The following is a 12396-nucleotide window of genomic DNA, read 5'->3' as shown; positions in this document are numbered from 1 at the left end:
GACAAGCTCCACAAATCCAAATATTTTAGCGGAAATCGCCAAAATTAAGGTGGCGCAAGTTTAATTTGCGCCTATAAAACAGTCAATAGGGAGGCGACTAAAAAATCACCTCCCTTGCGATTTAACAGCAAATAGTTAGTCTTTCAGTGCTGCACTCAATGCTTCTTCCACATCTGATGCACTTACTGCTGAACTTCCTTCCTTCGCTGCTAGCGCAAGCTCTTTCTTTCTCTTGCGCTCATTGTGGTAAGCCAAACCTGTACCTGCTGGTATCAAGCGACCCACAACAACGTTTTCTTTCAAGCCACGTAAGTGATCTTTCTTACCAGTTACCGCACCTTCCGTAAGAACTCGAGTTGTCTCTTGGAAAGATGCTGCTGATATAAAGGACTCAGTAGCCAAAGAAGCTTTGGTGATACCTAGAAGCACACGTTCATACTTAGCAGGGAATTTACCTTCTGCTTCAGCTTTCTCGTTTGCATCTAGAAGTTTAGTAAACTCAACTTGGTCACCTTGGATCAGATCCGTATCACCAGATTCACCAACTTCTACTTTGCGTAACATCTGATTAACAATAACTTCAATATGCTTATCATTAATCACAACGCCTTGTAGTCGGTAAACCTCTTGCACTTCATTACCGATGTAATCAGCCAAAGCCTCTACACCTTTAAGGCGCAAGATATCATGAGGGCTTAGAGGACCATCGGCAATAATCTCACCTTTAGCTACTTCTTCACCATCAAATATGTTGATTTGACGCCATTTAGGAATCAAAGTCTCAATTGGATCACTGCCATCTTGTGGCGTAATAACCAAACGAATCTTGCCTTTTGTTTCTTTACCGAAGCTAACTACACCAGTAGTTTCAGCCATCACAGCTGGATCTTTAGGGCGACGTGCTTCGAATAGGTCTGCCACTCGCGGCAAGCCACCGGTAATATCTTTGTTACCAATAGATTCTTGAGGTATACGAGCAAGTACTTCACCCGATTTTACTGTTGCACCATGATCTAGGCTCAACAAGGCTTTCTCAGGAAGCATGTACTGTACAGGAGAATCCGTACCAGGAATCAATACAGGGTTACCCTCTGCATCTACAACAGCAATCATAGGACGCAAATCCTTACCTGCTGCTGGACGATCTCTGACTTCTAAGATCTCAATGGTAGTAAGGCCTGTCATTTCGTCCGATTGACGGCGAATAGTAACATTCTCTTCCATACCACTAAATTCTAGACGACCTTCCATCTCAGAAACGATTGGGTGTGTATGCGGATCCCAGTTAGCAACAATTTGCCCTGCTGCAACTGCATCACCTTCACGTACACTCAATACAGCACCGTAAGGAAGCTTATAACGCTCTTTCTCACGACCTGCTTCATCAGCGATAGCCAACTCAGAAGAACGAGATGCCACAACCAAATGACCAGTATGACGCTCAATACTCTTCATTTTATGGAAACGAACAGTACCGGCACTCTTAACTTGAACACTATCAACAGCAGAAGCACGAGAAGCCGCACCACCGATGTGGAATGTACGCATTGTTAACTGAGTACCTGGCTCACCGATAGACTGAGCCGCAACAACACCAACTGCTTCACCGATATTAACTTGATGTCCACGAGCCAAATCACGTCCGTAACACTTAGCACACACGCCATGACGTGTATTACAAGTAATAACAGAACGGATAATCATCTCATCCACACCAGCCGCTTCAATCGTACGAACATCATGCTCATCAATCAAAGTACCGGAAGAAAGCACTGGATTGCCTTTAGCATCAACAACATCTTGAGCCACTACACGACCTAACACACGATGACCTAGAGGAACAACAACGTCGCCGCCTTCAATCATGGCATTTACAACAATACCATTCGTAGAACCACAATCTATCTCAGTAATTACCAAATCCTGCGCTACGTCAACAAGACGGCGAGTTAGGTAACCAGAGTTAGCTGTTTTCAATGCCGTATCAGCAAGACCCTTACGCGCACCGTGTGTAGAGGTAAAGTACTGAAGTACTGATAAACCTTCACGGAAGTTTGCAGTGATCGGAGTTTCGATGATGGAACCATCTGGTTTCGCCATCAAACCACGCATACCACCCAACTGACGCATTTGAGCAACACTACCACGGGCACCAGAATCGGCCATCATGTAAACAGAGTTGAAAGATTGTTGTTCAACCGTTTCGCCTGCTTTATTGACAGTCATTTCTTTTGCCAAGTTTGTCATCATTGCTTCAGTAACAGTTTCGTTAGTACGAGACCACAAATCGATTACCTTGTTGTACTTCTCGCCTTGCGTTACAAGACCATCTGCATATTGGTATTCGATTTCTTTTACTTCCGCTTCTGCTTTCGTGATGATGTCAGCTTTTTCTGGCGGAATAACAAAATCATCCACACCAACAGATGAACCAGAGACTGTCGCGTAAGCGAAACCTGTGTACATCAACTGATCAGCGAAAACACAACTCTCTTTCAAACCAACTTTACGGTAACACTCATTGATTAAGTTAGAGATCGCTTTTTTCTTCATGGTTTGGTTAACCACAGAGAACGGTAGGCCATCAGGAACAATATCAAACAACAGAGCACGACCAACAGTAGTGTCAGCAATGAAAGTAGACGGCACTTTATCGCCATCAAGCGTCGTATCAACTTGGCTGATACGTACTTTTACTTTAGCTTGCAAATCAACTTGTTTAGCACCATACGCACGGTGTACTTCTTTGATGTCAGAGAACGCCATGCCTTCACCCTTGGCATTGATTCTCTCACGAGTCATGTAGTACAGACCTAATACAACGTCCTGAGAAGGTACGATGATAGGCTCACCGTTTGCTGGAGATAATATGTTGTTCGTTGACATCATCAAAGCACGCGCTTCTATTTGCGCTTCGATTGTCAGCGGAACGTGAACCGCCATTTGGTCTCCATCGAAATCGGCGTTATAAGCCGCACACACTAGTGGATGCAACTGAATCGCTTTACCTTCGATCAACATAGGTTCAAACGCTTGGATACCCAAACGGTGAAGTGTTGGCGCACGGTTCAACATAACTGGATGTTCGCGGATAACCTCATCAAGAATATCCCACACTTCAGGTGTTTCACGTTCAACCATTTTCTTAGCCGCTTTGATTGTCGTAGCCATGCCACGAAGCTCAAGCTTAGAGAAAATGAATGGTTTGAATAACTCAAGTGCCATTTTCTTAGGTAGACCACACTGATGCAAACGCAACGATGGGCCAACCGTGATTACAGAACGACCAGAGTAATCAACACGCTTACCTAGCAAGTTCTGACGGAAACGACCTTGCTTACCTTTGATCATATCAGCCAAAGATTTAAGAGGTCGCTTGTTAGAACCTGTAATCGCACGACCACGACGACCATTATCAAGCAAGGCATCAACAGACTCTTGCAACATACGCTTTTCGTTACGTACGATGATGTCTGGAGCCGAAAGCTCAAGTAGGCGCTTTAGACGGTTGTTACGGTTAATTACACGGCGATATAAATCGTTCAAATCAGACGTCGCAAAACGGCCACCTTCAAGAGGCACCAATGGACGAAGATCTGGTGGAAGCACAGGCAATTCATCAAGCACCATCCACTCAGGATTATTGCCAGAATGATAGAAAGCTTCAACCAATTTAAGACGCTTAGAAAGCTTCTTAATACGGGTTTCAGAATTCGTACTGCTTAGCTCTTCACGCATGCGGTTAATTTCTTCAGGCATGTCTAAATCACGCAACAACATCTGAACCGCTTCAGCACCCATGCGGGCATCGAATTCGTCACCGAACTCTTCTAGCGCTTCAAAATACTGCTCATCATTCAGCAACTGCCCTTTATCAAGCGTTGTCATACCTGGATCAATCACAATGAAAGATTCAAAGTACAAAACACGCTCAATATCACGTAGCGTCATATCCATGATAAGACCGATACGTGATGGAAGAGATTTCAAAAACCAAATATGTGCTACTGGTGATGCAAGTTCAATGTGCCCCATGCGCTCACGACGCACTTTAGACAAAGCAACTTCAACACCACATTTTTCACAAATAACACCACGGTGTTTCAAACGTTTGTATTTACCACACAAACATTCGTAGTCCTTAATAGGACCAAAAATTTTCGCACAGAACAGACCGTCACGCTCAGGCTTGAACGTACGGTAGTTAATAGTCTCAGGCTTTTTAACTTCGCCATAAGACCATGAACGAATCATCTCCGGTGATGCTAAACCAATACGGATTGCATCAAACTCGTCAGATTGTCCCTGTGATTTTAGAAGACCCAATAAGTCTTTCATGTATATTCGCCCCACTGATAAGGCCAGGGAGTTTTACTCCCCAGCAGGTCAAATGTGATTCGTGCTTAATCCGCAACCAACTCGATATCGATACCAAGAGAACGAATCTCTTTAACCAATACATTGAAGGACTCAGGCATACCAGGTTCCATTCTGTGATCACCGTCGACGATGTTTTTATACATCTTCGTACGACCATTCACATCATCGGATTTGACTGTCAACATTTCTTGAAGAGTATAAGCGGCACCGTATGCTTCTAGCGCCCAAACTTCCATCTCTCCGAAACGCTGACCACCAAATTGAGCTTTACCACCCAATGGCTGCTGAGTAACCAAGCTGTAAGAACCAGTAGAACGTGCGTGCATTTTATCATCAACCAAATGGTTCAACTTAAGCATATACATGTAACCAACTGTCACAGGGCGATCAAAAGCATCACCTGTACGTCCGTTAAACAACTTAACCTGTCCACTTTCATTGATTCCAGCTAGACGCAACATACGTTTGATTTCAGACTCTTTTGCACCATCAAAGGCACCAGACGCCATTGGAACACCACCTTTAAGGTTGCCCGCCAAGGTCAATATTTCTTCATCTGTAAAGCTGTCCAAATCTTCTGTACGTGCGCACTTCAAATCGCCTTCGTAGCCATTGTAGATTTCATCTAAGAAAACACGTAGCTCAGCAACTGCTTCTGCTTTTTCACGTTCAACGGCTAGCATCTCATTAATCTTACGACCCAACCCTTTAGAGGCTGCACCTAAGTGAGTTTCTAGCACCTGACCAACGTTCATACGCGATGGAACACCAAGCGGGTTCAACACGATATCAACAGGGTCACCGTTCTCATCGTACGGCATATCTTCTACAGGCATGATCTTAGAGATTACACCCTTGTTACCGTGACGACCGGCCATTTTATCACCCGGCTGGATACGACGCTTAATAGCAACGTAAACCTTAACGATCTTAAGAACGCCAGGCGCCAAGTCATCGCCAGTTTGTACTTTACGTTTTTTATCTTCAAATTTCGCATCAAGCTCTTTACGGCGCTCAATTAAAGCAATTTGCGCTTTTTCAAGCTGCTCACTTGCTTCTTCATTAGCAACACGAATCTTAAACCATTCAGGGTGATCTAAATTAGATAAGTATTCTTCCGTAATAACCGCATTACGAGCCAAGCTAGGACCGCCTTCAGCTTGCTGACCCACTAAAGCATCAGCCAAACGTTCAAACGTTGCTTTCTCAACAATACGGAACTCTTCATTCAAGTCTTTACGAACTTGATCAAGCTGCGATTTTTCAATTGTTTTAGCACGATCATCTTTGTCGATACCATCACGAGTAAATACTTGCACGTCGATAACAGTACCGCGTGTGCCAGTTTTAACTCGCTGAGACGTGTCTTTCACGTCAGACGCTTTCTCACCAAAGATAGCTCGTAGAAGCTTCTCTTCAGGTGTTAGCTGTGTTTCACCCTTAGGCGTCACTTTACCAACTAGAATGTCGCCTGGCTCAACTTCCGCACCAATGTAAACGATACCGGATTGATCCAATTTAGAAAGCGCACCTTCACCCACATTCGGGATGTCGGATGTAATTTCTTCTGGCCCAAGCTTCGTATCACGAGCAACACATGTTAACTCTTGAATGTGGATCGACGTGAATCGATCTTCTTCAACAACGCGCTCAGAAACTAGAATCGAGTCTTCGAAGTTGAAACCATTCCAAGGCATGAAAGCAATACGCATGTTTTGACCAAGAGCCAAATCACCCATATCAACAGAAGGACCATCCGCCATGATATCGCCAGACGCAACCTTCTCACCTTTCATTACCAAAGTACGCTGATTGATACAGGTATTTTGATTAGAACGAACATATTTAGTCAGTGTATAAATATCTACACCGGCTTCACCTGCCATCGTCTCTTCAGAATTAACACGAACAACGATACGACTTGCATCAACAGACTCAATCACACCGCCACGGTTGGCAACGATACAAACACCAGAGTCTTTTGCTACATTGCGCTCCATACCTGTACCTACTACCGGCTTATCAGCCTTAAGTGTTGGTACAGCCTGACGCTGCATGTTAGATCCCATCAAGGCACGGTTAGCATCATCATGCTCAAGGAACGGAATCAAAGACGCCGCTACAGAAACAACCTGACGAGGTGACACGTCCATTAGATTTACTTTTTCTTTGGGAATCAAAGTTGTTTCGTGCATATGACGCACCTGAACCAACTCATCAACCAAACGGCCTTCGCCATCAACATTCGCAGAAGCCTGTGCGATAACATATTTCGCTTCGTCGATTGCTGAGATATAAACCGTTTCATCTGTCATCTTGCCGTCGATAATCTTACGGTATGGCGTCTCTAAGAAACCATAACTGTTCGTACGAGCATAAGTAGACAGAGAGTTAATTAGACCAATGTTTGGTCCCTCAGGTGTTTCAATTGGACAGACACGACCATAATGAGTGGCATGTACATCACGAACCTCAAAACCAGCACGCTCACGCGTAAGACCACCGGGCCCCAATGCAGAAACACGACGTTTGTGTGTCACTTCAGAAAGCGGGTTATTTTGGTCCATAAACTGTGACAACTGGCTAGAACCAAAGAATTCTTTAATTGCCGCTGCAACAGGTTTAGCGTTCAAAAGATCTTGTGGCATTAGGCCATCAGCTTCTGCCATAGACAGACGTTCTTTCACTGCACGCTCTACACGTACAAGACCAACACGAAATTGGTTCTCGGCCATTTCACCAACAGAACGCACTCGACGGTTACCCAAGTGATCGATGTCATCAACCATGCCGTTACCATTACGGATATCTAGCAAAGTTCTTAGAACAGCAACGATGTCGTCGTTATTTAGTACACCAGCGCCTGTATCTTCTTCACGACCTAAACGACGGTTGAATTTCATTCGACCTACGCCAGACAAATCATAACGATCTTCTGTGAAGAACAAACCTTGAAACAAGCCTTCAGCTGATTCTTTGGTTGGTGGCTCGCCAGGACGCATCATACGATAGATTTCTACCAATGCTTCCAGCTTATTACTGGTTGGATCAATACGAAGCGTGTCAGAAATGAATGGACCATTATCTAAATCGTTCGTATAAAGTGTGTCTATTTCCGTGATTTCAGAAGCAACTAGTGCTTCTAATAGATCAACAGACAATTCAGTATTCGCTTCAGCAATCAACTCACCCGTTGCAGGGTGCGTCAAATTCTTCGCCGTCACTTTACCAAGCATGTACTCAAGCGGTACAGATAAGCGCTCAAGACCCGCTTTCTCCATAACGCGAATGTGCTTAGCCGTAATACGACGACCTTCTTCAACGATAAGCTCGCCATTTGAATCTGCAATATTAAACAAAGCAGTTTCGCCACGAAGTCGATTTGCTACCAGATCCATTTCAAAACCATCACGCTTCAAATAGAAACGAGTAGTATCAAAAAATGCATCTAGAATTTCTTCTGTTCCATAACCCAACGCACGCAACAATATAGTTGCAGGCAGTTTGCGACGACGGTCAATACGAACGAATACGCAATCTTTTGGATCAAACTCGAAGTCCAACCATGAACCACGGTAAGGAATAACGCGAGCAGAATGCAGTAATTTACCTGAAGAGTGCGTCTTGCCACGGTCGTGATCAAAAAACACACCAGGAGAACGATGCAATTGAGAAACGATAACTCGCTCAGTACCATTGATTACAAAGGTACCATTATCTGTCATAAGTGGAATTTCACCCATGTAGACTTCTTGCTCTCGGATGTCTTTGATTGCCTTGTTGGACGACTCTTTATCATAAATGATAAGTCGGACACGAACACGCAAAGGTGCCGCGTAGGTAACACCACGCAACTGACACTCTTTAACATCAAATACAGGCTTGCCTAAACGGTAATCGACGTATTCAAGCGCCGCACTTCCAGAAAAGCTAACCATTGGAAAGACAGATTTAAAAGCCCCATGCAGACCTAATTCCCCACGCTCTGCAAGAGATTTACCTTCTTGCAAAAAATTACGGTAGGATTCAAGCTGAATTGCCAGCAAGTATGGCACATCCAAAACGGGCGGCAGTTTACCGAAATCCTTACGGATACGTTTTTTCTCAGTATATGAGTAGGCCATCAGCATTCCCCAGCTTGTGCACATTGACGCAAAAGGCCCAAATCAGGCCTTACCATATATGGGAGCACTATCTCCCATTTGAAAATTCTTTTAAGTTTTATTTGAGTTTCAGAAAACCCAAAAAGGCCGGTGACAAAAGTCACCAGCCATTTCGACTATTGGTCGAAATCTGGAAATACAAGTATCATTACTTGATTTCGACAGATGCACCAGCTTCTTCAAGAGCTGCTTTAAGAGCTTCAGCGTCTTCTTTAGACACGCCTTCTTTAACAGCCATTGGAGCGCCGTCAACGATAGCTTTAGCTTCTTTCAAGCCAAGACCAGTCGCTGCACGAACGGCTTTAATTGCGTTTACTTTCTTATCGCCAGCAGCAGTAAGAATAACGTCGAATTCAGATTGCTCTTCAGCAGCTGAACCAGCGTCTGCAGCAGGACCAGCAGCTACACCAGCAGCGGCAGATACGCCAAATTTCTCTTCCATTGCTGAAATTAGTTCAACAACGTCCATTACAGACATTTCTGCTACTGCATTAATGATATCTTCTTTAGTTAGAGCCATGACTCAGATTCCTAGCATTTTTATAATTACCCGAAGGCAATAAAACAAAATATTTATCAAGAAGGACTACGGTAAACCGTATTATGCCGCTTCTTGCTCTTTTTGATCGCGAACAGCTGCAAGAGTACGTACAAACTTGCTTGTTGCGCCCTGAATAACACTCATCAGTTTCGCAATAGCTTCGTCATATGTAGGCAGTGTTGCCAATCGATCAATGTCGCCAGCTGGGATCAACTCACCGTTGAACGCCAACGCCTTCACTTCAAAATCATTGTTATCTTTCGCGAATTTCTTCATCAAACGAGCGGCCGCACCTGGGTGCTCGTTAGAGAAAGCGATCAACGTAGGACCAACAAAGCTCTCAGCTAGACATTCGAAGTCAGTACCTTCAACTGCACGGCGAGCCAATGTATTACGTACAACACGTACATAAACACCTGCTTCACGCGCTTCTTTACGAAGCGCAGTCATGCTGCTCACGGTAACACCGCGAGAATCAGCAACGACTGCAGACAATGCAGTTTTAGCAGCTTCACTAACTTCGGCGACAATGGCTTTTTTGTCTTCTAGACCTAATGCCATTGGTTTTCTCCTGGATTAGCAGGGAATAAATTCCCCTATTTTTTTACCAACTCTTCGATTGCTCGAAGTACTTGCTGGTGAGTTAGATCCAATAAATCTGAATCGGGCCACACCATCTGCGCAGGACAAATATTTTTCAACATTTCATTAAACCCCAAAGGGTTCCTGCGGTCTTTGACGTTCTACTCTTCAAAAAATGAAGGTAGACCCCAAAGCTTTCAACTTAGATACTTACTTAGAGCTAAGCGTACCTAAATCAATCTGTATACCTGGACCCATTGTTGAGGACAAGGTTATTTTCTTAAGGTAAACACCTTTAGCAGAAGCAGGTTTTGCGCGACGCAAGTCGGACATCAATGCCTCTAAGTTACCTTTGATAGATTCAGCAGTAAATTCGATAGAACCGATAGCTGCATGAATAATACCATTTTTATCTGTACGGTAACGAGCTTGACCTGCTTTTGCATTTTTAACTGCAGTAGCAACATCAGGCGTTACTGTGCCAACTTTTGGGTTAGGCATTAGACCACGTGGACCTAAGATCTGACCTAGTTGACCTACGATACGCATCGCATCCGGAGAAGCGATAACAACGTCAAAATCTAGATTACCAGCTTTAACTTGCTCAGCTAAATCTTCAAAACCAACAACATCAGCACCAGCTTCTTTCGCAGCTTCGGCATTTGCACCTTGTGCAAAAACAGCAACGCGAACGTCTTTACCAGCACCATGAGGTAATACTGTAGAACCACGAACAGCTTGATCAGATTTACGCGGATCAACACCTAGGTTTACAGATACATCGATAGATTCTTTAAATTTAACAGTAGACAATTCAGACAAAACAGCAACTGCTTCTTCAACAGAGTACAATTTCGCAACTTCTACTTTTTCAGCGATCAAACGAGCGCGTTTAGTTAATTTAGCCATTAGATAACACCTTCTACGTCTAGACCCATAGCGCGCGCGCTACCAGCGATAGTACGAACTGCCGCATCCATATCTGCAGCAGTCAAATCAGCCTGCTTAGCAACAACAATCTCTTCCAACTGAGCACGAGTAACCGTACCAACTTTCTGAGTGTTTGGACGTGGAGAACCACTTTTCAAGCCAGCTGCTTTCTTAAGAAGTACAGAAGCAGGAGTAGACTTAGTTTCAAATGTAAAGCTGCGATCACTGTAAACAGTGATTATAACAGGCGTAGGAAGACCAGCTTCAACACCTTGAGTTTTCGCATTAAACGCTTTACAGAATTCCATGATGTTCACACCGTGTTGACCAAGTGCTGGACCAACTGGTGGACTTGGGTTCGCTTGACCCGCTTTAACTTGTAGCTTGATATAAGCTTGGACTTTCTTAGCCATTTTTCAACTCCAATTGGGTCACTGCCGTGAGGCTACCCGTTCAACAAATCAGGCCTTTTCGACCTGACTAAATTCCAAATCAACTGGTGTCGAGCGCCCAAAAATAAGCACCGCCACTTTGATTCGACTTTTATCGTAATCAACCTCTTCAACAACGCCGTTGAAATCTGCGAATGGACCTTCGTTAACACGAACAACCTCACCCACTTCAAACAACGTTTTAGGACGAGGCTTATCAACACCATCACTAACTCGCTGTAAAATAGCATCCGCTTCACGGCTTGTAATTGGAGATGGCTTATCTTTCGTACCACCAATGAACCCCAAAACACGCGAAGTAGCTTTAACCAAGTGCCAAGAGGCATCATTCATATCCATTTGAACTAAAACATAGCCCGGATAGAATTTTCTTTCACTCTTGCGCTTTTTGCCATCTCGAATTTCAACCACTTCTTCGGTTGGAACCAAGATGTCGCCAAAATTCTCTTCCTGCCCCATAACCTGCACTCGCTCAATAAGCGAACGCATTACGTGCTTTTCGTACCCTGAGTACGCCTGTACTACATACCATCGTTTGGTCACGAGCAACTCCTAACTAATTACCGAAGAAACGACCCAACCAAGGAACGAATCTACTCCCCACAGTACGAGAGACATAAAAACAACAACCGCCAACACTATCAAAGTTGTCTGCACAGTTTCCTGCCTAGTTGGCCACACAACCCTGCGAATTTCAGTTTTAGCTTCTTTTGCTAAAGTAAAAAAAGACTGACCCTTCACAGTGTGTAACGCAACATAACCAGCAACAACAGCCAATACCAAGATAGCAATTAAACGATACAATAGTGATTCAGCGGAATAGAAGTTATTACCAATCACGCCGACCGCAACTAGCAGAACAACAATTGCCCACTTAAATACATCTCCGCGAGATGATTGAGCTTCAGTACTAGAACTCATACTTTAGGTGATCCCTAACAAAAAAATAGGATACGAAAGATGGCAGGCCAAGAGGGACTCGAACCCCCAACAGCTGGTTTTGGAAACCAGTGCTCTACCAATTGAACTATTGGCCTACATTCGTATGGGCGAAGGATGGTACCCGAATATGCAATAACTTGCAAGGGAACCTGCCCAAAAAACAGACAATAAAAAAGGCGGTAAAACCACCCATTCTTTGCATTGAAATTGTTGGAGCTCATGAGCAGATTTGAACTGCCGACCTCACCCTTACCAAGGGTGTGCTCTACCAACTGAGCTACATGAGCATTGGAGCGGGTAGCGGGAATCGAACCCGCCTCCTCAGCTTGGAAGGCTGATGTAATAGCCACTATACCATACCCGCAATTGGTGGAGGGAGGTGGATTCGAACCACCGAAACTTTCGT

Annotated in this window: 8 protein-coding genes and 3 tRNA genes; all 11 read right to left on the bottom strand. The window is 44.2% G+C overall.

What is annotated here, in order from left to right; genetic code table 11:
• Window positions 1-135: 135 nt before the first annotated feature.
• Window positions 136-4338: a DNA-directed RNA polymerase subunit beta' gene (gene rpoC, locus IF202_RS16455; protein ID WP_191596014.1), complete on the bottom strand. Its 4203-nt coding sequence runs from the start codon at window positions 4336-4338 to the stop codon at window positions 136-138.
• Window positions 4339-4403: 65 nt separating this feature from the next.
• Window positions 4404-8504, bottom strand: coding sequence for a DNA-directed RNA polymerase subunit beta (rpoB, locus tag IF202_RS16450; protein WP_191596013.1), 4101 nt, complete (start codon window positions 8502-8504; stop codon window positions 4404-4406).
• Window positions 8505-8691: 187 nt separating this feature from the next.
• Complete coding sequence (gene rplL / locus IF202_RS16445) at window positions 8692-9063, bottom strand: 50S ribosomal protein L7/L12 (protein ID WP_191596012.1); 372 nt, start codon at window positions 9061-9063, stop codon at window positions 8692-8694.
• Between the two features lie 81 nt (window positions 9064-9144).
• Complete coding sequence (gene rplJ, locus IF202_RS16440; protein ID WP_191596011.1) at window positions 9145-9645, bottom strand: 50S ribosomal protein L10; 501 nt, start codon at window positions 9643-9645, stop codon at window positions 9145-9147.
• Window positions 9646-9876: 231 nt separating this feature from the next.
• On the bottom strand, window positions 9877-10575 hold the full coding sequence (rplA, locus tag IF202_RS16435) for a 50S ribosomal protein L1 (protein WP_191596010.1): 699 nt from the start codon (window positions 10573-10575) through the stop codon (window positions 9877-9879).
• On the bottom strand, window positions 10575-11009 hold the full coding sequence (rplK, locus tag IF202_RS16430) for a 50S ribosomal protein L11 (protein WP_191596009.1): 435 nt from the start codon (window positions 11007-11009) through the stop codon (window positions 10575-10577). The genes rplA and rplK overlap by 1 nt, the downstream gene beginning before the upstream one ends.
• Window positions 11010-11057: 48 nt before the next feature.
• A complete protein-coding gene (gene nusG, locus IF202_RS16425; RefSeq protein WP_191596008.1) occupies window positions 11058-11591 on the bottom strand; it encodes a transcription termination/antitermination protein NusG in 534 nt (177 codons plus the stop codon).
• 9 nt (window positions 11592-11600) lie between these two features.
• On the bottom strand, window positions 11601-11969 hold the full coding sequence (gene secE, locus IF202_RS16420; protein WP_191596007.1) for a preprotein translocase subunit SecE: 369 nt from the start codon (window positions 11967-11969) through the stop codon (window positions 11601-11603).
• 40 nt (window positions 11970-12009) lie between these two features.
• A tRNA-Trp gene (locus IF202_RS16415) sits at window positions 12010-12085 on the bottom strand.
• A 116-nt stretch (window positions 12086-12201) separates the two neighbouring features.
• Window positions 12202-12277: transfer RNA gene (locus IF202_RS16410), tRNA-Thr, on the bottom strand.
• 2 nt (window positions 12278-12279) lie between these two features.
• Window positions 12280-12354, bottom strand: a tRNA-Gly gene (locus IF202_RS16405).
• Between the last annotated feature and the right edge of the window lie 42 nt (window positions 12355-12396).

Origin of the sequence: Marinomonas colpomeniae (genome assembly GCF_014803385.1) — a bacterium.
Lineage (GTDB): Bacteria > Pseudomonadota > Gammaproteobacteria > Pseudomonadales > Marinomonadaceae > Marinomonas > Marinomonas colpomeniae.
This window is presented reverse-complemented; position numbering and strand designations above follow the sequence as displayed.